This window comes from Tardiphaga sp. vice304, from assembly GCF_007018905.1.
GTDB lineage: Bacteria > Pseudomonadota > Alphaproteobacteria > Rhizobiales > Xanthobacteraceae > Tardiphaga.
This window is the reverse complement of the sequence record NZ_CP041402.1, coordinates 4,337,816-4,359,972: the sequence shown is the minus strand read 5'-3', so window position 1 is coordinate 4,359,972 and position 22,157 is coordinate 4,337,816. Positions and strand designations below refer to the sequence as shown.

The following is a 22,157-nucleotide window of genomic DNA, read 5'->3' as shown; positions in this document are numbered from 1 at the left end:
GGATGCTCGCGAGCGAAGGGGGGTCATAGATTGGTTCGTCTCATGGCTCTGCCGCCCTAGAAGACGGCATGGTCCCCGCGCTCGGGCGCTTCGGCGCCGGCCAGAACCGAACGATAAAAGTCGAATAGCGTCTCGGTTCCTGTCGAGGGCGTGGCAGCGGCATCATAAGCCCCGGTCTGCGGATCCAGTACCAGCATCGATTCGGTCGCATAATAGCGGCCGATCCTTGCCAGTTCAGCCTTGTCGGCCAGTGCTGGCGCGATACGGCCAAGCATTCCGAGGCCGCCGATGATGGCGTCGAGCAGGGCCACCGGGACGCGCTTGAATTTGGGTGCACGACCAAGCAGCGAGAACAGGGCCTCGCCCTGCTGGCGCGGCGTGATCGCCTCGCCCGGGCCACCGATCGGCAGGATCCGGTTCCACCGGCTCTCATTCTCCAGGCAGCCCGCGAGGTAGTCAGCCAGATCGGTGTCACTGATGGGCTTGCACGCTGTCAGGGTCCCGTCGCCGAACACCAGGAAGGGCTGTCCGCGCCGCACGCGCTCGATCTGGCCAGACAGCGACTTGAAGAATGCGGTCGGCCGCACGATGGAATAGCGCAGCCCCGACTCGATCAGCGCCGCCTCGAAAGCCAGTTTGGCACGCTGAAAGGTGAGGAGCGGCTTTTGCACGCAGATGGCGGAAAGCTGCACGAAGTGAACGATGCCGGCCTGCCGCGCTGCGTCCAGCACGTTGATGTGGGCGCGATGGTCGATCGCCCAGGCGTCGTTGGGCGCGCCGGTGCGCGAGGCCATGCAGGATACCACGGCATCGAACCGCTCGCCTGCAAACCCGTCGCGGGACAGCGAAACGGGATCGGTGGGGTCCGCCACCCTGACTGTGGCTCCGGCGAACAGCCTCGCCATATCCGCTGGCGTGATCGATCCGCCGACGCCGGAACGCGCCCGGACGAAACAGATGACGTCGTGTCCGCGTCGCACCAGTGCGGCTACCGTGGAGCGACCGATGGTCCCGGTGGCTCCGAGCACACAGACGCGTTGGCGCAACTTCAAGCCGGATGAGGCCGGCGTCGCCGCTGCGGCGAGGGAACGAATAGATGCCGATTCCGGAGCAACACTATCTATGCCGTTCAAAATGGTCACCGTCGAACTAGCCTGAGCGTCGTCGCGTCAAACCTGCCAAGCAAATTCAGGAGTCGATCGCGGACATTACTGGTATTATGAGCAGCGAAATTCGATCGCGCAACGCTGATCGCAGTTTCGATGGTCACGGCATCAGGCTGCAAGGCGCCGACAGCCAAGGCCGAGCCGGGTGCGCCGATGGTGGCTGGCATGACACGAGACGCCCCGCTTGAACGTGGAAGAGGCCGCATAAACGTAAGAATCGTGGCCGGGGAAAGAATCTGGCGGCTACGTCAGATGACAGCCCCGCCGCCCGGGACTTTGCGACCTTGCTGCCGCTCGACATTAACCTCGAGAATTATGCCTCAACCGAAAAGATCAGCAATCTTCCAGAGTCGTCGTCGATCGATGGGGCACCGGTTGGCATCACGCCGGTGGTCGGAGAGATCGCTTACTACGCGCCGTGGGGAAACCTGGCGATCTTCTATCGAGACTTTCAATATTCACGCGGTCTCATCAAACTCGGATCGGTGAAATCCGGCATCGAAGTCCTGGCACGTCGTGGCGCGCATCGCGTGAAGATCGAACGTGTCGATTGATCTGGGTGAGGTCTAGGACATCTCGAAATTAAGTCGCTTGGGCTTTGCCGTGATCGAATGTCTTCAAGGACGAAATCATGCAGGCGAGCGGTCTCGCGACGAAAGCTTCTAACAATCCGGCGAACCGGCTGCATCTGGCGCCAAGCGGACACTCAAATCCGCACCAACCATAGATGCAGGCGTAGGGATCAGATCGGAGTATTATTCCGCCAAGTGTTCATCGTGCACAAAGATGGCCGTCAGCCTCCGCCAACTGCGTCGAACGCGAAAAGCCAGTTATATCGCTCGCGGACCTTTGCCTCATTCCATTGGGCTGACACATATTGGTTCGCGTCTTCGGCCTCCATCAATCGTTCGTTATGGAAGATCTCGCGGTTTCGCTCCGCCGCGATGACGCAGCGATTGGCGCGCATGACACGTTCGGCCTCATAGTTCGCGAAGGCGGTCACGAAATCGTTGCGGTTAGCTGCAAGGACTCGGGCCAGCGTGATCGCGTCCTCGATAGCCATGACCGCGCCCTGTGCCATGAACGGCAACATCGGGTGGCAGGCGTCGCCGACGAGGACCACGCGTCCGGCCGACCATCGCGCCATTGGTGGGCGGCTCATCAATGCCCATCGGTAATGCACGTCGATATTGTCGATCAGCGCGTGGACGTCGGGATGCCATCCCGCGAAGTCGGCGGCGCATTCGTCGCGCGTGCCTTTGGCCGTCCATGATTCAGTTTCCCACCCCGTGCGTTCGACGACGCCGACAAAATTGAAGAGCTCTCCTCGTCGGAGGGGATAGGTCACGACGTGACGGCCGGGGCCGACCCAGTTTGTCCCGACGTCGCGCTGGATATGCGGCGGCAGACGCGAAGAAGGAATGACGCCGCGCCAGGCCATGCAGCCGGTGAAATGCGCCGGTCCTGCGCCGAAAACGGCCGACCTGACGACTGAATGGATGCCATCGGCGCCGATCAGGACATCGCCGCTGATGCTTTCGCCACTCGAAAGCGAGACCGTCACGGCATCGGCGCGGTTGTCGACAGCGACGACGCCGGTGCCCTGAACGATCGCGTCTGGATCGAGCTGCCTCACAGCGTTCGCCAGCGTCGTATGCAGGTCTGTAGCGCGTCAATCTGGATGGGAAGCGCGACAATCAGGATGGCAATTTAGCGGTCGCGGCGTGGGGATGATTGTCGCGGCCTGACGATAACGCAAGCGATAATCGCGTGCTGTAGAGTTGATTGTCGTGGAGCGACAATCAGGATGACGCTTTGATTGTCGCGCGCGTTGGCGGTCGTCCGGCTCCACGAGCCTTGTCGAGAGCCTCTTTCCGGCGATAGCTGTCGACATTCATTTCGAGGATCGTGGCGTGATGGACGAGGCGGTCGATCGCCGCGAGGGTCATAGCTTGATCCGGGAAGATTTTTCCCCATTCACCGAATGGCTGATTGGCGGTGATCAGCATCGAGCGGCGTTCGTAGCGAGCGCTGATCAACTCGAACAGAACGCTGGTCTCCGCTTGATCCTTGGTCACATAGGCCAGATCGTCGAGGATCAGCAGGTGATATTTGTCGAGTTTGGCGATCGCCGCTTCAAGCGTGAGATCGCGGCGCGCGATCTGGAGCTTTTGCACGAGATCGGTGGTTCTGGTGAACAACACGCGCCAACCGTTTTCGATCAGGGACATGCCGAGCGCCGCTGCCAGATGCGATTTGCCGCCGCCAGGGGGACCAAAACACAACAGATTGGCGCCCTTGTCGAGCCAGGCGTCACCGGCGGCGAGAGCCTGCACCTGCGCCTTTGAGATCATCGGCACGGCATCGAAGTCGAATGCAGCGAGGGTCTTGCCCGGCGGCAGGCGGGCTTCATCCAGATGACGCTCGAAGCGACGACGGTTTCGCTCCACCATCTCCTGTTCAGCCAGGGCCGCCAGGAAGCGGGCGGCGGGCCAGCCTTCCTTATCGGCGGTTTCCGCCAGGGCGGCCCAGATCAGCTTGATGCCGGGCAGACGCAGTTCGCTGAGCAGCAATTCGACACGGGCGGCGTCGATCTTGACGGTCGCGTTCATGCGGCTTCTCCCACAGCCGCGGCAATCTGGTCGTAGATAGCGAGCGAGGGCAGCGTGACGACGACGACCGGTAGTGCCATGCCCTTCGGTCGGAAGCGTTCGATCAGCGCCTTGAGATCCGGCAGGATGCCGTCGTCGAGCGTGGCTTGCAGCACGGCACCGAGCTCCGCCTCGCAGGCCCGTTCATGTGCGAGCGCCAGAAGCCCGACCATGGCACGGCAGGCTGGTCTTTCGCCAATGCCGGCGAGCAAGGCGTCGAACGCACGGGCGTAGACGCGGCGGGGGAACAACTGGTCGCGATAGACCAGATTGAGCAGCGCCATCGGTTTGCGGCGCAGCGAATGGATGACATGGCGATAGTCGATGACGTGGCCGTGTTTGCCGTTGGGCTGGGTTCGCCCGCGTCGCAAGGTGATGATGTGCGTGGCGCCCTGGAAGCATTCGAGCCGGTCGTCATAAAGACGTACGCGCAGCCGGTGACCGATCAGGCGGGATGGGACCGAGTAAAACACCTTGCGCAACGTGAAGGCGCTGGAGGTCGTGACGTCGACGTTGACCTCCTCATAATCGGCGGTCTTGCGCACCGGCAGTTTCTTCAGCGCCGTCCGCTCCTGATCGATACGCTTGGCATTGCGCGCGTTGCCGCGGCCAACGATCTCGTCGACAAAACCCCGCCAGGCCGCAAGATCGTCGAAGTCGCGTGAGGCACGCAGCAGCAGGGCATCGGCCAGCGCTCTCTTGAGATGGCCATGCGCACTTTCGATCGAGCCGTTCTCATGCGATACGCCGGGATTGTTGCGGGTCGGCGTCATGCCGTAATGGCCGCAGAACGCCTCATAGCGCGTCGTCAAATCCTCCTTGGCATCGGCTCCGAGATTGCGGAACGCGGCCGACAGGCTGTCGCTGCGGTGCTGCTCCGGAACCCCGCCCAGCGACCACAGCGCGTTCTGCAAGCCTTCCGCCAGCGCGACAAAGCTTTCGCCACCGAGCACGACGTGGGCGTGTTCGAAGCCGGAGAAAGGCAGCCGGAAGTGATAGAGCCGGCAGTCCAGCAACTGGCCCGCAATGGTGACGCCGAGATCGGCGACCTCGGTGAAGTCCGACAACCCCATGCGACCCGGCGGATGTTCCTGACGGAAGATCACCTCCCGATCCGGCCCGTTCACCGCCCGCCATGCCCGAATGCGCCGCTCGAGCGTCCGCCGCGTTCCAGAACCCAGTTCCGGATGCCGCCGGCATAGTTCCTCGAACACGGCGATCGGCCGCAATCCGGGGGCGGCCCTCAGTATCGGCAGAACTTCGTTCTCCCAAACGTCGATGAACGGATCGGCTCGACGGCGTGCGCGGCGCGCCTTCTTCTGGGTCGGAAGTCGGGGATCCTTCTCGTATCGGTAGGCGGCGGAGGTGCTGAAACCAGCCTTTGCAGCGGCGACGGCTGGCGAATGGTTGCGACGCAAGCTCATGAAAAGCCTCATTTGTTGATCGGTGACATGCCGGCCGGCCAAAGCACTGGTCCTCTCGAAGGAGAAGCCGATGCTTTACCAGCCGCCGTTACCGCCAATGAGGCCCCTTCGGGCCGACACGCCGCTGCTGGGGTGCCTCCGGTCGGGCTACGCCCTCCCTTCGTCACCCCAGCAGCGGCGCATTCTCATCCTGATTGTCGCGGGATTCTCATCCTGATTGTCGCGCTACACAGGTCGCCGCGATGGACCATCAAATAGGGAAAGCCATATTCGGCGACAGACATGGCCCCGAGGTCGAAGAGCGACCAGGTCTCGCCGCTGTTCCACAGGCGAATCGTCTTGGCCGTCGGCTCGACAGCAAGGCGACGCAGCGCGTCGAGTACGCCGAGGGATGCGAGCACCCGCGTTCCGTTCGGACTGATCTGCACGCCAGCGCCGGTCGCGCGTAATGTTTCTTCCTGCTCGCAGATAGTGACGCGAAGTCCGCGCTGCATCAGCGCAATCGCGGTGCAAAGCCCTGCGATGCCAGCTCCCGCAATCAAGACTCGCCTCATCATGATCGGGTATCCTGTGACTGCGGCCGGATTAGACTATCCCGAGGTGATCTCGGCATCCTTGACGACCTTGGCCCAGCGCTGGCGATCCCTCGCGATCAGCGCCGCCAACTGATTCGGTGGCCCGCCGCGGGCGATCAGGCCCTGCTTATCGAGAAGCTCCTTCACGTTCGGCTGGTTCAGTATCCTGTTGAACTCGGCATTGTAGCGGTCGATGATCGCCTTCGGCGTACCAGCGGGAGCGAGGACGCCGTACCACAGATCGACGTCGAAATCGGCAACGCCCTCCTCCGCAAGTGTCGGCACCTTCGGCGCCTGTGGCGCGCGCGACTTGCTGCCAAAGGCGAGGATGCGGATCTGTCCGCCTTCTGCGAGAGGCAGCGCGGTGTGTATCGGTAGAAACATGGCCGACACATGCCCGCCCGCAAGATCCTTCACGGCGCCAGCTGAACCCGGATATGGAATATGCGTCAGCTTGACCTGCGCCGTCAGCTTGAACAGTTCCATGGCCAGATGTTGCGGCGTGCCGCGGCCGGGTGATGCGTAGTTGATCTCGCCCGGTTTGCCGCGCGCTCGCGCAACAAGTTCGGCAAGCGTGGTGACGTTGAGCGAGGGATGCACGACCAATGCGAGCGCTCCGGTTGCGATCTCCGCGATCGGCGCAAAACTTTTCTCGGGATCATAGGGAAGCGCACGATAGAGGCTCGCATTCATCACGAATGTATTGACCGTCACCAGCAAGGACTGGCCATCCGGCGCCGCGCGGGCCGCAGCGTCGGTGCCAATATTGCCGCTGGCGCCTGCCTTGTTCTCGACAATCACCGGCTGATTCCAGCGTTGGCGTAGCTCCTCGCTGAGTAGGCGCGCGAGCAGGTCAGGACCCGTGCCCGGTGAAAACGGCACATTGAGGCGGATGGGTTGCTGCGACGACCCCTGAGCAAAGCCTGGCCTGACCGCGAGGGGCGTCAGGGCCATGAGCCCGAGTATCGTGCGACGTGAATGTCTTGCGGACATGCGTTTCCTCGTTGTCATGGCCGCCGATGATCCCCGGCTGGCAAAAAATGACAAAGTCTCTTATGGTGAGATTTTTGATATTATGCGCTTATCCTGTTGGCCAGTTCAAGGTTGATTATGATCATTCGGAAAAAGTATCTGCCCTGCGCGCTGCCACCGGCACCGGACAGGAGCGGACCGATGATGCGTCTCGCGGCATGAAACCAAGCAACAGTCTGGAACGGGTACTCGCCGTCCTCGAGGTATTCTCGGAGCAGCGACTGGAGTGGACGTCCGAGGATCTAATGGCGCATCTCGGCTATAGCCGCCCCACGCTCTATCGATACCTGAAAATCCTCAAGGATGCCGGCCTTCTGATGTCGTCGCGAAATGCTGGGGTGACGCTGGGGCCGAAGGTCGTCGAGATGGACTATCTCGCCCGGCGATCGGACGCGCTTGTGCTGTCGGGGCAGCCGCATCTGAAAGCGCTGACGGCGCGCTACGCCTGCAATGCCATGATCTTGCGCTGGTACGGAAACAAGATCCTGTGTGTGGTGTCCGAAACGTCCGCAAAGAACCTCGTCAGTTCCTATCCGCGTGGCCGCCCGATGCCACTCGGCCGCGGAGCGATCGCACGTTCGATCATGGCGTATCTGCCGCGCGCGCGCCTGGTGCCGCTGATCGAGCAGAATCTCGACGACCTGCGGTCCGTCGGACTCGGCATGACTGTCGAAGAGGTCCGCCAGAGCATGAAGCGCGTGCGAAAGGCGGGATATGCGGTCGCGTTCGGTGAAGTCACCGCAGGCGCCGTCGGCATCGCCGCGCCGGTCCTCGACGACCGCGGGGCACCGATCGCCAGCATCTGCGTGACGATCGCAGGAGGAATGGTGGACGGCGCCGGTATTGACCGCATTGCCTACGATGTCAAAGCGGTCGCCACGGAGATGTCTTCGACCTACGGCCAGACTCAAAATCCATAGAAATCTCACAATGTAAGATTATCATTGACTTCAGTTTGTCGCTGTTATCCCTTGACGGCAACGGGTTCAAGAAGTGGGCAGGCGAGGAATGACGGTCGGGACATTGTCTTCACCTCGGGTGATCATTGTCGGGGGAGGGCCGGTCGGCCTTGGACTGGCCATCGATCTGGGACAGCGCGGCGTGCGATGCGCCCTGATCGAGAAATACGAGAGCCCGCAGCCGATTCCGAAAGGTCAGAACCTGACCCAGCGGACGCTGGAGCACTTTCATTTCTGGGGCGCCGAGCCGGCGCTGCGGGCAGCGCGCACGATCCCGCGTGACTACGGCATCGGCGGCATGACCGCCTATGGCACGCTGCTTAGCGATTACCGCCACGACTGGCTCCAGCGGGAATTGGTGCGCCCTTTCTATTTCACAGACAATGAGCGGTTGCCGCAATATGCAACCGAGGCCGTTTTGCGCAAGCGGCTCAGCGAGCTATCCTCGGTTGAGACGCTGTATGGCTGGAGTGCCGAGTCCGTGACACAGGACGAGGATGGCGTCGCAGTTGTGCTCCGCGGACGAGGGACCGGGGATACGCGCCAACTGCAGGCGGAGTATGTTATCGGTTGCGACGGCAGCCGCTCATTTGTCCGGGATGCGAGCGGCATCACCCAGACCAAATCGGATCACGATCGGTTGATGGTGCTTCTCGTGTTCCGTTCCGAAGGGCTGCACAAACTGCTCGAACGCTACCCGAACAAGTCGTTTTACAATGTTCTGCATCCCGATCTGAAAGGCTATTGGCGCTTTTTCGGCCGTGTCGATCTCGGCACGACGTGGTTCTTCCACGCGCCGGTGCCGATGGGCACCACCAAGGACAACTTCGATTTCCGCGCGCTGCTTTATGAGGCGGTCGGCGCGGAGTTTGACGTCGCGTTCGATCATGTCGGTTTCTGGGAGCTGCGCGTCGCGACCGCCGACCGCTACCGCAACGGCCGCGTGTTCGTTGCCGGTGACGCCGCCCACAGCCATCCGCCATATGGCGGCTATGGCATCAATACCGGCCTCGAAGACGCCGCCAATCTCGGATGGAAACTGACGGCCGTCCTGCAGGGCTGGGCCGGCCCGGCATTGCTGGACAGCTATGATAGCGAGCGGCGCCCGGTATTCGTGTCGACCGCACGCGACTTCATCGAGAAGGCGATCGAGAGCGACCGCGATTTTCTTGCCGCTTATGATCCCGCAACTGACAAAGCGGCTTTCGAGGCCGAATGGCAGGCGCGGTCGTCCGGCGCCCGCTCGGAGGTGCAGTCGTTCGAGCCTAACTATGAGGGATCACCCCTTGTAACTGGGGCGCACGGCCGCTCGCCGAGCGCCATTGGCGCCCATGAATTCGTTGCACGTGCGGGGCATCATCTGGCGCCATATCGCATGGCTTCGGGCCGCGACGTCTATGACGAACTGGGAACGGGTTTCACGCTGATCGATCTCGGTGCCGTTCCGGAATTCGTGACGAAATTCAAGTCGGCTGCAGACGCGTGCCGCGTGCCGTTGAAGATCGTGACGGAGCCAAGCGACGCGGCGCAAGCGCATTACAACGCAAGCCTGATCCTGGTGCGGCCCGATCAATTCGTTGCGTTCAGCACGAATGATGCGTCGAGTGATGCCCGAGACGTGTTGCAACGGGCGATCGGCAATACTGGCTGAACGAACGCGATTGCGACCGACACGACGACGCCGGGAACACGGCGCGAATCTAAAGGGGAGTACCAAGGAATGAGCCGTCACAGCGCTGCGCATTTTTTCCTTGAAGGGCTCGTCGACCTCGGCGTCGAATATATATTCGCCAATCTGGGTACCGACCATGTCTCGCTGATCGAGGAGATTGCGCGCTGGGACGCTGAGGGCCGCCAGCATCCCGAGGTCATTCTCTGCCCGCATGAGATCGTCGCGGTGCATATGGCGGGCGGTTACGCGCTCGCGACCGGACGGGGCCAGGCCGTTTTCGTGCATGTCGATGCCGGCACCGCCAATGCCTGCATGGCGATCCAGAATCTGTTCCGCTATCGGCTTCCGGTGATGCTGTTCGCAGGCCGCGCGCCGTTCACGCTGCATGGCGAGTTGCCGGGATCGCGCGATACATATGTGCACTTCGTGCAGGATACGTTCGACATTGCCAGTATCGTCCGTCCCTACGTCAAATGGGAGTACTCGCTTCCGTCGGGCGTCGTCGTGAAGGAGGCGCTGGCGCGCGCCAGCGCTTTCATGCAGAGCGCGCCCCCTGGACCCGTCTACATGATGCTGCCGCGCGAGACGCTGGCGGAAGAGTGGGATACCGAGCAGATGCCGACCTACGCGTCCGCGCGCTACGGCAGCGTCGAACTCGGCGGCATCGATCCGGAACGCATTGATAAGATCGCACGCCGCTTGATGGCGGCCAATAAGCCGATCGCGATCACCGCCTATCTTGGACGCAAGATTGAAGCCGTGAAAAATCTTGAAGCGCTTGCGCTCGCCTGCGGTATCCGTGTCGTCGAATTCAATTCGATCGACTTCAACATTTCGCAGGCGTCGCCGTGTTTCGCCGGCTTTGATCCGCAACCCGTTCTCGACGACGCCGATCTAGGTTTTCTGCTCGATACCGACGTGCCGTTCATTCCGCAATACGCTAGGCGCTTTGCCGAGATTTACTGGATTCAGGTCGATGAAGATCCGCTCAAGGCGGATTTTCCTATGTGGGGTTTTCCGACAGATCTGCGCATCCAGGCTGACTGCGCTGCGGTCTTGCTCCAAGTGCTCGAACGCGTGCAGTCGCTGGCGGACGACACCTATCGCAAGACGGTTGCGAAACGGATGGCGAGCTGGGACGACGCCCGCGCTGCCCGCGCGGCCAAGAGCAAATCCGCCGCCGCGGCGCAAGGAACGGTGGGCAGCCTCAGCGCGGCCTATGTTCTTGCCGCGCTGAACGATAAACTGTCATCGCAGGACGTCGTCATTAACGAGGCGATCCGCAATGGCCCAATTGTGCAGGAGCAGATCGTTCGCACGACTCCGAAGAGCTATGTAGGTCTCGCTGGCGGTGGCCTAGGCTTTTCAGGCGGTATGGCGCTCGGGCTGAAGCTCGCGCAGCCAACCCGGCGCATTGTCCAGATCATCGGCGACGGTGGCTTCCACTTTTCTTCGCCGGATTCGGTCTATGCCGTCGCGCAGCAATACCAACTTCCGATCTTCACCGTCGTGCTCGACAATGGCGGCTGGCAGGCCGTGAAGTCGTCCGTGCAGCGTGTCTATCCCAAGGGCGCCGCGGCTGCCGGCAACAACTTCCAATCGCGATTGCGTTCTGGACGGCAGGACGAACGGCGAAGTTTTTCCGAGGTTGCGCGGGCGTTTGGCGCCCATGGCGAGCATGTGAGAGATCCGGAAGTACTGGCGGGTGCAATCGATCGTTGTCTCGCCGTTGTTGATGGCGGTCGCGCCGCCGTGTTGCACGTCGAAATCACCCCGCTTTGAGGGGCAAGCGGCCGTCAGAGCCTTTCAGATTTTATGATCAATCGGGAGGATAACATGAGAGCCGGATCTATTGCCGCGTTGTTGTGCCTAGTTCTCGCATCGCCTGTTACGATCGCCGGAGCATCGGATGAGGCGAGCGGCTATCCGAATCGCCCGATACGCCTCGTCGTCGGCTTCACCGCCGGCGGCGGCAACGACATCATCGCCCGCGTAGTCGGGCAAAGGTTGTCGGAGAGCCTCGGTCAGCCTGTCATCGTCGAAAACAAGCCGGGCGCCGGCGCAGTTATCGCCACCGAATTCGTCGCGCGATCCGCGCCCGATGGCTATACGCTGCTGATAGGTGCGAGCGGCGCGATGGTCATAAATCCCGCCGTATATGAGAAGCTCAATTACGACACGCTGCGCGATTTCGCTCCGATCTCGGAACTGGGCTCGTTTCCGCTGATGCTGATCGTCAAGGCGTCTTCGCCGTTCAAGTCCGTCGCTGATCTGGTGACTTATGCAAAAGCTAACCCTGGGAAGGCGAATTATTCGTCGTCGTCTGCTGCCTTCCAGCTTGCGACCGAACTCTTTAAGCAGAAAACTGGCGCGCCGATGGAGATGATTCCCTACAAGGGTGCCAATGAAAGCGTCACGGCCGTGATCGCCGGTGACGTCATGGCGAGCATCGCCGATGCCGGCCCGGTGATGGGCCAGGTCACCGGAGGCGAGGCGCGCGCACTTGCGGTCGCCGCGCCCAAACGGATTGCGGAACTTCCCGATGTGCCGACGATGAAAGAAGCCGGCGTGGACTTCGAGGCCGTGCTGTGGAGTGGGGTCTTCGCGCCGAAAGCAACGCCACCTGCCATCGTCAAGAAGCTGCAGGACGAATTCGTCCGAATCGCGCGGATGCCGGACGTGGTCGCGCGTCTCAAGATCCTGAGCATCGATTCCGTCGGCAGCACGTCCGCGGAATTCACCCGGATCATCGCCGCTGACATCGACCGCTGGGTTGCAGTGGCGCGCGCCGGGAACATCAGGTTGACGCAATAGCTTTAAAGCAGAGGGCCGGTCATGAGCGACGATCGTATTCGTCTGAAAGCTGACGTCGTGGTTGTTGGCGCGGGACCGGTCGGGCTCACGCTCGCGATCGATCTGGCGTGGCGTGGCGTCAAGGTGATCGTCGTCGAAAGCCGCTCCCGCGGTGAACCGCCGAGCGTGAAGTCGAACCACGTGTCGGCGCGATCGATGGAGATCTTCCGTAGGCTTCGCGTCGCCGGAAAAGTGCGCGACGCCGGTCTGCCTGCGGATTATCCCAACGACATCGCCTATCGCACCGCTTTTCTCGGACGTGAGATTACGCGGATTCCGATTCCTTGCCGCGCGAACCGCTATACCGCCAAAGGCGGCCCCGACACTGAGTGGCCGACCGCGGAGCCGCCGCATCGAATCAACCAGATTTATCTGGAGCCGGTGCTGTTTGCGCATCTCGAAGCGATGTCGAATGCGCAGATCCTTTCAGCGACCACGCTGACGGATTTTGCGCAATCTGAACAGGGCGTGCTGGCGCGCGCGACGGACACGCAGGGCAGGGTGGTTGAGATCGCCTGCACCTACCTGGTGGGCTGTGATGGCGGCCGCTCCGGGGTCCGGAAGGCCATCGGCGCGACGTTGAGCGGCGACGCGGCCCTTCAGTATGTTCAGTCTAGCTATATTCGTGCGCCAAGCCTGCTGTCGATGTTGCTTGATAATGGCGGCGTGCCAGCCTGGGCCTCCTTCTCGCTCAATCCGCAACAGTCGGGCAACGTCTATGCAATCGACGGCAAAGAGACCTGGCTGGTTCACGTCTATCTCAAACCCGGCTTGACTGACTTCGACGCTGTCGATCGTGACCAGGCGATCCGCACTGTTCTCGGCGTCGACGGAACATTTGCGTACGATCTCCTGAGCAAGGAGGACTGGATCGGTCGCCGGCTGATCGCCGACCGCCTGCGGCGCGACCGCGTCTTCATCTGCGGCGACTCCGCCCATCTTTGGGTGCCTTATGCCGGTTATGGCATGAATGCAGGGATCGCCGACGCTGCGAACCTGGCGTGGCTCTTGGCGGCGCGCCTTGCGGGCTGGGGCGCCGAGGAGATTCTTGCAGCTTACGAAGCCGAACGGCTGCCGATCACTGAACAGGTGTCGCATTTCGCGATGAACCACGCCCATGCCATGACCAAAGCCCGTGGAGCAATCTCGTCCCAGATCGACGCAGAAGGGCCGGAGGCCGATGCTTATCGCGCCTCGATCGCGAGATCGACCTACGATCTCAACGTTCAGCAATATTGCTGTGCAGGTCTCAATTTCGGTTACTATTACGAACGATCACCGTTGATACTTTACGACGACGAGCCTGCTCCGCCTTACGCCATGGGCGAATTCACGCCGTCCACCGTACCGGGCGCCCGCGTACCGCATTTCATGCTCGCTGACGGGCAATCGCTATATGATGCGTTTGGTCACGGCTACACCCTGTTGCGCTTCGATCCAACCGTGGATGTGACTGCGTTAATTGGAGCGGCGGACAGAACGGGCGTTCCGATCGACCTCCTCGACATATCCGCTGCGTGTGTACCCGATGTTTACCGGCAAAAGCTCCTGCTGGCCCGCCCAGACCAGCACGTCGCCTGGCGTGGCGATCAGCCCCCTGCGGATCCAGAGGCGCTCGTCAATGCTATCCGAGGAGCAGGAACGAGTCACGCTACTGAGTGACCGCTGTTGGCGGATATTGTTCCAAGCGGCCGTAGGCCCCAATCAAGGGTAACCCAGCGTTTAGGCCTCGCGGATGCTGCCAAGCGATCTCAATCTTCCGCTTCCTTCATCTTTGCGATCAGCCGCTCAGCGACCAGCCGCGTCGACGGCGAGGCAGTGCGCGCGGCCAGCTGCACCAGCGTGACCTGCGTCGCTTCGAGCCGCTTGTCGCGCAGCGGGATCGCGACCAGCGTGCCGGCCTTGATCGAGGGCATCGCCGTGTCGCGCGGCAGGAAGGTCGCGAGTTCGGTGCGCGCCACGACGGTCTGCGCGAAAGCCAGTGAATTGGTTTCATTGCAGACCTCGAGGTGCACACTGGCCTGCGCGCAGGCCTTGTCGAGCTCCTGCCGAATGCCGAACGACGGATCGGGTACCACCACGCGCAGCCCGGCGAGATCGTTCATGCTGCACGATGTCCGGCCTGCCAAGGCATGCTCTGGCGCCACGATCAGGTGCACCGACTGCCGCATCCGTGCCAGCTCGATCAGGTCGCGCCGCGGCGCGCGGCCAAAGATCAGGCCGAGATCGACCTCGTTCTGGCCGACCATCTCGGCAACGTCGCGCGATCGAACCGCAGTTACGGACATCGAAATCCCCGGATAATCGCGCGAAAGGCCAACAAAGAAGTCCGGCAGGAAGCTCGCCAGCATACCCTCGACGGTGGCGATCTTGACCTGGCCGCGGCGCAGCGAGTCGAATTCTTCGACTCGGCTGCGCAGGCCGTCGAGCTGGGTGCGGTTCTCGACGGCGTAGCGGTACAGCACGTGGCCAGCGTCGGTCAGGTTCATGCCGCGCGCGCCGCGCTCGAACAGCTTCACCGACAGCTCTTCCTCCAGCCCCTGGACCTGCCGGCTGATCGCTGACGGCGCGATCCGCAGCGAAGCAGCGGCCTGCTTGATCGAACCGCACTCGGTGACCATCCGGAAATAGCGTACGGCAGTGGATTCGATCATGAGCTACGCCTTGGTTCGGCTGCCCCATATTCCAGCAGCAGTTGACTAGCGTTCTGATTTTCAGTCCGCTTGCGTCGAAATTCAATGCTTTTATTGGAAATCTGGATTTGCAATGCTTTTGCCAGACACGCCCACCCGTCCTTGATGGAGAATATGGATGTATCGTCCCTGGCTCGTCCGCATCTCAGGCTCGCTGCTGCTGGCGATCGCCAGCCTCGGCGCTTCATCCCTGGCTTCCGCCCAGGACGTCATCCGCTTCGGCGCGCCGTTGCCGATCACCGGGCCGCTGGCGCCGGAAGCCGTCAAGCAGCAGCAGGGCTACGATCTCTGGGCCGAACAGGCCAACAAGGCCGGCGGCATCGACGTCGGCGGCAAGAAATACAAGGTCGAGATCGTCTACTCGGATTACCAGTCCAACACCCCGCGTTCGGTGCAGGCTACCGAGCAGATGATTACGCAGGATAAGGTGAATTTCATGTTCGGCCCGTTCGGCTCGGGAGCCGCCAAGGCCGCCAGCACGATCGCCGAAAAATACAAGATGCCGATGCTGGCCGCGACCGCGTCTTCCTCGCAGGTGTACGACCAGAATTACAAATATCTGTTCGGCACTTTCACGCCTAATGACACTCTGACCACGCCACTGACGCAGTTGGTCAAGGCCAAGGCTCCGGACGTCAAGAAGGTCGCCATTCTCGCGCGCAACGACCTTTTCCCGCTCGCGATTGCGCAGGAAATGGAAAAATCGGCTAAGGCCAACGGGCTGGAAGTCGTTTATTCCGAGAAATATGCGATCAACACGCTCGATCATTCCGCGACGCTGTCGCAGATCAAATCGCTGTCGCCGCAATGGATCTTCATCACCGGCTACACCAACGATCTATTGCTGATCCGCAAGCAGATGGTCGATCAGCAGATGAAGGCCGGCGTTGTCACCATGATCGCGGGGCCGGCCTATCAGGAGTTTATCGAATCGGCAGGTCAGAGCGCGGAGAACATTTCCAGCGCGTCGTGGTGGCATCCGGCCGAGCAATATGCCGGCAAGGACATCTTCGGTACCACCGCCAATTTTGTGAAGCTGTTCAAGGACAAGTACAAGCTCGAGCCGGACTATGCGCACGCTTCGGCGGCCGTTTGCGGTGCTCTGTTTCAGATGGCAATCGAACGTGCCGGATCGCTCGACCGCGATAAGGTGCGCGATGAACTCGCCAAGATGGACGTCGTGACCTTCTGGGGGCCGGTGAAATTTGGTAGCAACGGCCAGATCAATTCCCTCGAGCCGCCGGTCTTCCAGATCCAGGGCGGCAAGCCGGTAGTGCTGTTCCCGGATGCCATCAAGCAGGGCGAATTCAAGCTAGGCGTGAACTAAGCGCCGAATTCGCCCTGAGGAATCGACATGCTGGCAGTCCAGGTCCTGATCAACGCTTTGGTGCTGGGCTGCCTCTATGCCTGTATCGCGATCGGCTTTTCTCTGGTTTGGGGCGTACTCAACGTCATCAACCTGATCCACGGCTCGTTCATCGTGCTCGGCGCCTATCTGGCGTGGGGCGCCTATCAATGGGCGGGGATCTCGCCGTGGTACGCGCTGCTGTTCGCAGCACCTTTGTTCTTTGCCTTTGGCTACCTGCTGCAGCGGCTGCTGCTCAATCGCGTGATCTCCGCCCCGGTGCTGGTGACGCTGACGCTGACTTTCGGCCTCGACCTGATCCTCAACAATGCGATGATCTATTACTTCAAGGCTGATTACCGCAAACTGACGCTCAGCCCGCCGACCGGCTCGATCTCGCTGTTCGATGTGGTCGTCCCCGTCGATCGCCTGATCGCTACGGCCTCGGCGCTGGCGCTGACCGTGCTGCTCTATCTGCTGCTGCGCCGTTCCAAAGTCGGCCGCGCCATCGTCGCCGTGCGGCTCGACCGGGACGCCGCGGTGCTTATGGGCGTCGACTTCAAATCTATTTATGCCATCGCCTTCGGGCTCGGCGCCGCGCTGGCCGGCTGCGCCGGCGTGCTGATGGCACTTATCTTCCCGATCTCGCCGCTGACCTCGTCGGCTTATCTAGGCAAGGCGTTCGTCGTCTGCGTACTCGGCGGGCTGGGCTCGGTGTCCGGTGCGCTGGCGGGCGGCCTGCTGCTGGCGCTGGTAGAGGGCATCGGCTCGGTCTATCTCGGCCCGGCGCATGCGACCACGTTGTCCTTCGTGTTGCTGATCGTCTTCCTTGTCGTTCGCCCGCAAGGCTTGCTTGGCCGAAAGGGTTTCGAATGACCCGGATCAGTATCGCCCTTCTGCTGCTGATCGCCTGCGTCGCCTCGCTGCCGCTGTTCGGCGGTGCCTATGCGCTGCGGCTCGGCACCATCGCCTGCATGTACGCGGTGTTCGCGTTGTCGTGGAACATCGTCGGCGGCTTTGCGGGTTATCCGTCCTTCGCCACCGCGGCATTCTTCGGCGTTGGCGCCTATGCAACTGGCATCCTGCTCAACAAGGGTATGCCGCTGACCGTCGCATTGGTAGCCACGCTGGTGGCGTCGTTCCTGCTGGCTGGGGCGCTCGGCGCCGTGCTGTTGCGGCTGCGCGGGCACTACTTCGCCATCGCCAGCCTCTCTTTGGTCGAGGTGTTCCGCGAACTGGTCAACAACGCCACCGACCTGACCGGCGGCGGCATGGGGCTGAACATCCCGCTCACCTCCGGCGCCGGTATTCTCGCCGACGCGACCTTCTTCTTCTACGCGATGTGGGGCCTGCTGGTGCTCACGGCCTTGGTCGTCATCGTGATCGCCGCTTCCAAACTCGGCTTCGGCCTGAGCTGTATCCGGCAGAACGAGACAGCGTCCAACATGGTCGGCCTCAACGCCACGCTCTACAAGAGTATCGCCTTCGGTCTCTCTGCCTGTTTCGTAAGCTGTGCCGGCGGTATTTATGCGGCCTGGGTGCACTACATCGATCCGTCGGACGTATTCGACATCCTGTATTCGGTGAAGCCGATCGTGATGGCGCTGATGGGTGGGCTCGGCTCGCCGTTTGGCGTGGTGTGCGGCGCGTTTCTCTATCTCGGTCTCGAGGAGGTCGTGTGGCGCAACTACATCCAGATCCATTCCGGCGTGCTTGGCGTGCTTATCATCATCCTACTGCTGTTCCTGCCGCATGGCCTGATCTCGCTGCGGCGAGGCATGTTCTGGCGGAAGGCAAAGCATGTCTGAGATGCCCCACGAAATCCTGCACCTGAGCAACGTCTCGCGAAACTTCAGCGGACTGAAGGCGCTGAGCGACGTGTCGATCTCCGTTACCAAGGGCGAAGTGCTCGGCCTGATCGGCCCGAACGGGGCCGGGAAGACCACGCTGGTCAATACCATCTGCGGCGTCACGCCGGCCAGCTCCGGCATCGTCACCTTCGACGGCCGCGACATCACGAAGATCAAGACCTACCAGGCGGCGCGGCTCGGCCTGTCGCGCACCTTCCAGATCGTGCAGCCGTTCGCCGAATTCACCGCGCTCGACAATGTCGCCGCGGCTGCCCTGTTTTCGCAGCCCGGCGAGAGCCTGAAATCGGCCCGCGAGGAAGCCCGAGCGCATCTCGCCTTCGTCGGCCTTGAGGCGCAGGCCGACCGGTTGGCGGCGACGCTGACGCTGGCGATGCGCAAGCGGCTCGAACTGGCGAAGGCGCTGGCGATGAAGCCGAAGCTGCTGTTTCTCGACGAGGTCAATGCCGGCCTGAACAGCGCTGAGGTCGAACGCGCTACCAGACTAATTCATCAGCTCGCCGCCTCAGGCATCACGATCGTGATGATCGAACATCTCATGAAGGTGGTGCTCAACGTCTGCACCCGTATTGCCGTGCTGCATAACGGCCAGTTGATCGCCGACGGCCAGCCCCGCGACGTCATCAAGAATCCTGCCGTGATCGACGCCTATCTCGGCCAGCAATATGCAAAACGGAACGCCGCCCGTGGATAGACCCATGATCCTTGAACTCAGCCAGGTCCGCGCCGGCTACGGCGAGATCCAGGTGTTGTGGGGCATCGACATGGCGGTGCGAGCCGGTCAGATCACGGCGCTGATCGGCTCCAACGGTGCCGGCAAGACCACCCTGATGCGCGCGCTATCCGGCCTGATCCCGATCCTGTCCGGCAAGTTCTTTTCCGAGGGCGAGGATCTGTCGACCGCGACAGCGGGGAAAATCCTCGCGCATGGCATCGTGCATGTGCCCGAAGGCCGCCGGCTGTTCGGCGCCATGAGCATCGAGGACAATCTGCTGATGGGCTCCTATTCGCGCTCGGTTACCCGCGCCGTGATCAACCGCGACCTGGACCGCGTCTACACCACGTTTCCGAAACTCCGCGAGCGTCGCAACCAGGCAGCGGCGACCTTGTCCGGCGGCGAGCAGCAAATGTGCGCCATCGGCCGAGGCCTGATGAGCGCGCCGCGGCTGCTGATGATCGACGAATTGTCGCTCGGCTTGTCGCCTCTGCTGGTGGAGCAACTGGTGGCGGCGCTGCGCGGACTGAATGCCGAGGGCATGTCGATCCTGCTGGTCGAGCAGGACGTTACCACCGCGCTCGACCTCTGCCATTCCGCCTACATCATGGATATGGGCCGCATCGTGCGCACCGGGCAGGGCGCCGAACTGCTGGCTGATCCCATCATTCGCGACGCCTATCTCGGCGTCCTCGAAGACTAACCTCCATTCACTGCAAAGAGGCCAACATGATTGAGACCGTCGAATCAGCCAATAGCGGCTATCGTTTCATGCTGGGCGTCAGCCAGTACTCCTGCGGTGTTGGCGCGCTGCCTGGCTTCACGCTGGAGCGCGTGCGCTTCTCGAAGGTGGTGCCGCTGAAGCAGGGCTTTGCGATGATCGCGGACATCATCAAGCAGGCCGGCCGGCCGCTGACGTCGTTCGCGGCCTGCGAGTTGCGCTCGCCGGCCCCCTTCACCGAGCAGGGCTTCAAGGATTTCAACGAGATCTACATCAAGACCCTGATGGAGTGGGGCGTGATGAAGGACGGCGTCAACCCGGTGGCGCGCAGCAACGTCTGTCCGAAGATCGATCCGCCGTCGGAGCCCGGTTTCCATGCCTTCACCTTTGCGACCGTCGCGGCCGGTGCGCCCAATTCCTTCGTGGTGGCCGGCAGCGGTGAGTCCGCAGAGGGCAAGGGCGATTATCGCGACAACACCGTTCGCCTTGGTGATGTCAGCCCGTCCGCGATGCTGGAGAAGGCAAAATGGGTGCTCGACGAGATGGAGCGCCGCATGAGCGCATTCTCCGGCACTTGGGATCAGACCACCGGCGTTCAGCTCTACACAGTGCAGGACGTCTACGCCTTGCTGGAGAGCGAACTCGGCGGCCGTGGCGCGTTTCGCAATGGCGTGACCTGGCATTTCAACCGCCCGCCAGTGGTCGATCTGGAATACGAGATGGACTGCCGCCGCGTTCACATCGAGCGCGTCGTCGAGATCTGAGCCGGTTCAAGCGGCGGAAAGTTCAATGATTTAGGTCCAAGCAGAGGTGACCGGAGTGCTGGCGAACTACATCGCGCAGCTGGCAGGCCGCTGTCATGGCGGCAGATTAGGCTGATAGCAAAGTCTACGTCGTCGAAGTCGATGCGAACGCAGCTAGCGTCACCATGTCGATCGAAAATACCCGTGGGAAAATCTGAGGACTGGGTGCAACTCCGCGCGGTCAGCAATCGCCTATCTGCAAGATAGGGCGTGGCTGCGCTTCAGAAACTGTCCGGCCGCCTATGGCGGATATTGTTGATTTAGTAGCCGATTTGTCGAGCTTCAAATGAGCGAACAGCATCTCGACCTTCTTCCTGCGACGCCGGGAGCGTTCGTAAGCTGGCGTGTCAGCTAGTGCTCGGGCAGCATCGCGCGCATCTTCATGAAGGTCACGCGGCACTTTGCGCTCCGGCGTGTTCGGGCTGCACTTTTCCTTGAGGGCGCAGGCCTGACAGTCCGACTTGCTCGATCGGTACAGCCGCGTTCCTTCCTTAGTGATGCCGGAGCGGGGTGTCGTGTAGGCCCGCCGGAACTGGACCAGCAACTTTCCCTGCGGACATGTGTAGTGGTTGCGGTCGGTATCGAAGACGAAGTCGGATCATGAAAAGGTGCCGTCGGTCCGGTTGGACTTGTCGAACACCGGGATGTGCGGTTCGATCTGCCGCTCCTTCACTAGCCATGCCAGGTTCGCAGCCGAACCATATGCGCTGTCAGCGGCAAGATGACGAGGCTTAAGGCCAACGCGGCGGGCTGTTCGATCGATCATAGTGCGAGAGGCGCCGACTTCCGCCTGGCGGATGGCCCGACTGGCCTCAACGTCAACAATAACGGCGTTCTCGGTGTCGATCAGATAATTTGTGGCGTAGGCGAAGAAGGCGTGGCCCTTGTGCGCACCGGTCCATTGCGCCGCCGGATCGGCCGGCGACACGAACTTGGGCTTCACCTCGCTGGCCGCACCGAAGGCCGCATCGTCCAGCGTTGCCAGATACTCGCGAATGGCCCGCCCCGCATCGGCATCGAAGCCACCGGTCCGCCACCGATCGTCGGGAACAGAGCGCTGCTTGTTGGCATCTGCCGCGATGAGGCTTGCGTCCACAGCGAACCCTTCGCCACCGACCAGGCCTTCCTGCATGCACCGCTCCACGATCGTCTCGAACAGATGCCGCAGGATATCGCTCTGCCGGAACAGGCCATGCCGATTGCGCGAGAACGTGGAATGATCCGGCACCTTGCCGTTGAGCCCCAGGCGGCAGAACCAGCGATAGGCCAGATTGAGGTGAACCTCCTCGCACAGCCGCCGCTCGGACCGGATGCCCATGCAGTAGCCGACGATCAGCATCCGCATCATCAACTCGGGGTCGATCGAGGGACGGCCGATGGTGCTGTAAAACGGCTTTAGCTCAGTACGCACCCTTGCCAGGTCGAGAAATTGATCGATGCGCCTAAGCAGGTGATCGTCGGGATGTGGTCGTCGAGACAGAAATCGTAGAACAACTGCGCCGGTGCCGTCTGCATCCCCATCATCGTCCTGCTCCTTGCAAAGCAATACCAAGATGGAATCACGGCCGCCGACGCCTATCAAGCGAAGACTTAATCAACACAATCGGCGCCAAGCGGTCGTAGGCGCGCACGACGGATTGCGAGGGGGGCAGCGGCGGCGGCAGTGTGAGTGCCGTCATG

Annotated in this window: 20 protein-coding genes and 1 pseudogene; 12 read left to right on the top strand and 9 right to left on the bottom strand. The window is 61.8% G+C overall.

Features of this window, described 5'->3' with window-relative positions; genetic code table 11:
- Positions 1-56: 56 nt before the first annotated feature.
- A complete protein-coding gene (locus FNL56_RS20740) occupies positions 57-1,028 on the bottom strand; it encodes an NAD(P)H-binding protein (protein WP_143576298.1) in 972 nt (323 codons plus the stop codon).
- A gap of 110 nt (positions 1,029-1,138) precedes the next feature.
- Complete coding sequence (locus FNL56_RS20735) at positions 1,139-1,333, bottom strand: hypothetical protein (protein ID WP_143578236.1); 195 nt, start codon at positions 1,331-1,333, stop codon at positions 1,139-1,141.
- A gap of 69 nt (positions 1,334-1,402) precedes the next feature.
- On the opposite strand from FNL56_RS20735, the gene FNL56_RS20730 reads away from it, so the two are divergent.
- Complete coding sequence (locus tag FNL56_RS20730) at positions 1,403-1,720, top strand: cyclophilin-like fold protein (RefSeq protein ID WP_143574831.1); 318 nt, start codon at positions 1,403-1,405, stop codon at positions 1,718-1,720.
- A gap of 239 nt (positions 1,721-1,959) precedes the next feature.
- On the opposite strand, the gene FNL56_RS20725 is transcribed toward FNL56_RS20730, so the two are convergent.
- From FNL56_RS20725 to FNL56_RS20705, 5 genes are all read right to left on the bottom strand, one after another.
- On the bottom strand, positions 1,960-2,814 hold the full coding sequence (locus FNL56_RS20725) for an FAD-dependent monooxygenase (RefSeq protein ID WP_368039358.1): 855 nt from the start codon (positions 2,812-2,814) through the stop codon (positions 1,960-1,962).
- Between the two features lie 154 nt (positions 2,815-2,968).
- The gene (gene istB / locus FNL56_RS20720) at positions 2,969-3,778 is read right to left on the bottom strand and encodes an IS21-like element helper ATPase IstB (RefSeq protein ID WP_143581819.1); all 810 of its coding nucleotides are present in this window, start codon (positions 3,776-3,778) and stop codon (positions 2,969-2,971) included.
- Positions 3,775-5,283 (bottom strand): IS21 family transposase, encoded by a 1,509-nt coding sequence (istA, locus tag FNL56_RS20715; protein WP_143581760.1) that lies wholly within the window; start codon positions 5,281-5,283, stop codon positions 3,775-3,777. Before istA ends, istB begins: the two co-directional genes overlap by 4 nt.
- Before the next feature lie 143 nt (positions 5,284-5,426).
- On the bottom strand, positions 5,427-5,798 hold the full coding sequence (locus FNL56_RS20710; RefSeq protein ID WP_143582317.1) for an FAD-dependent oxidoreductase: 372 nt from the start codon (positions 5,796-5,798) through the stop codon (positions 5,427-5,429).
- A gap of 33 nt (positions 5,799-5,831) precedes the next feature.
- A complete protein-coding gene (locus FNL56_RS20705) occupies positions 5,832-6,770 on the bottom strand; it encodes a tripartite tricarboxylate transporter substrate binding protein (protein ID WP_210245419.1) in 939 nt (312 codons plus the stop codon).
- A gap of 65 nt (positions 6,771-6,835) precedes the next feature.
- Here FNL56_RS20705 and FNL56_RS20700 point away from each other — a divergent pair, with 65 nt between their 5' ends.
- From FNL56_RS20700 to FNL56_RS20680, 5 genes are all read left to right on the top strand, one after another.
- A complete protein-coding gene (locus FNL56_RS20700) occupies positions 6,836-7,768 on the top strand; it encodes an IclR family transcriptional regulator (protein ID WP_246661597.1) in 933 nt (310 codons plus the stop codon).
- A gap of 88 nt (positions 7,769-7,856) precedes the next feature.
- Positions 7,857-9,458, top strand: coding sequence for an FAD-dependent monooxygenase (locus tag FNL56_RS20695; protein ID WP_143574829.1), 1,602 nt, complete (start codon positions 7,857-7,859; stop codon positions 9,456-9,458).
- Positions 9,459-9,527: 69 nt separating this feature from the next.
- On the top strand, positions 9,528-11,261 hold the full coding sequence (locus FNL56_RS20690; RefSeq protein WP_143582315.1) for a thiamine pyrophosphate-requiring protein: 1,734 nt from the start codon (positions 9,528-9,530) through the stop codon (positions 11,259-11,261).
- A 54-nt stretch (positions 11,262-11,315) separates the two neighbouring features.
- Positions 11,316-12,293 carry a Bug family tripartite tricarboxylate transporter substrate binding protein gene (locus FNL56_RS20685; RefSeq protein ID WP_168204684.1) on the top strand — a complete coding sequence of 326 codons (978 nt, stop codon included), beginning with the start codon at positions 11,316-11,318 and terminating at the stop codon, positions 12,291-12,293.
- Positions 12,294-12,314: 21 nt separating this feature from the next.
- Complete coding sequence (locus tag FNL56_RS20680) at positions 12,315-13,994, top strand: FAD-dependent monooxygenase (RefSeq protein ID WP_143574826.1); 1,680 nt, start codon at positions 12,315-12,317, stop codon at positions 13,992-13,994.
- A gap of 89 nt (positions 13,995-14,083) precedes the next feature.
- Here FNL56_RS20680 and FNL56_RS20675 read toward each other — a convergent pair whose 3' ends face one another.
- Positions 14,084-14,986 carry a LysR family transcriptional regulator gene (locus FNL56_RS20675; RefSeq protein ID WP_143578234.1) on the bottom strand — a complete coding sequence of 301 codons (903 nt, stop codon included), beginning with the start codon at positions 14,984-14,986 and terminating at the stop codon, positions 14,084-14,086.
- Between the two features lie 157 nt (positions 14,987-15,143).
- On the opposite strand from FNL56_RS20675, the gene FNL56_RS20670 reads away from it, so the two are divergent.
- The 6 genes from FNL56_RS20670 to cnbZ are packed head-to-tail and all read left to right on the top strand — an operon-like array spanning position 15,144 to position 20,438.
- Positions 15,144-16,352 (top strand): amino acid ABC transporter substrate-binding protein, encoded by a 1,209-nt coding sequence (locus tag FNL56_RS20670; RefSeq protein ID WP_143574824.1) that lies wholly within the window; start codon positions 15,144-15,146, stop codon positions 16,350-16,352.
- A gap of 27 nt (positions 16,353-16,379) precedes the next feature.
- Positions 16,380-17,246, top strand: a complete 867-nt coding sequence (locus FNL56_RS20665; protein WP_143574823.1) for a branched-chain amino acid ABC transporter permease — start codon at positions 16,380-16,382, stop codon at positions 17,244-17,246.
- Complete coding sequence (locus tag FNL56_RS20660; RefSeq protein WP_143579179.1) at positions 17,243-18,178, top strand: branched-chain amino acid ABC transporter permease; 936 nt, start codon at positions 17,243-17,245, stop codon at positions 18,176-18,178. The genes FNL56_RS20665 and FNL56_RS20660 overlap by 4 nt, the downstream gene beginning before the upstream one ends.
- A gap of 1 nt (position 18,179) precedes the next feature.
- Positions 18,180-18,932, top strand: coding sequence for an ABC transporter ATP-binding protein (locus tag FNL56_RS20655; protein WP_143576295.1), 753 nt, complete (start codon positions 18,180-18,182; stop codon positions 18,930-18,932).
- A gap of 4 nt (positions 18,933-18,936) precedes the next feature.
- Complete coding sequence (locus tag FNL56_RS20650; RefSeq protein WP_143574821.1) at positions 18,937-19,656, top strand: ABC transporter ATP-binding protein; 720 nt, start codon at positions 18,937-18,939, stop codon at positions 19,654-19,656.
- Positions 19,657-19,682: 26 nt separating this feature from the next.
- Positions 19,683-20,438 carry a 2-amino-5-chloromuconate deaminase CnbZ gene (gene cnbZ / locus FNL56_RS20645; protein ID WP_143582313.1) on the top strand — a complete coding sequence of 252 codons (756 nt, stop codon included), beginning with the start codon at positions 19,683-19,685 and terminating at the stop codon, positions 20,436-20,438.
- Positions 20,439-20,757: 319 nt separating this feature from the next.
- Here cnbZ and FNL56_RS20640 read toward each other — a convergent pair.
- Positions 20,758-22,001, bottom strand: a pseudogene (locus FNL56_RS20640) (transposase); the annotation flags it as partial.
- Positions 22,002-22,157: the final 156 nt, after the last annotated feature.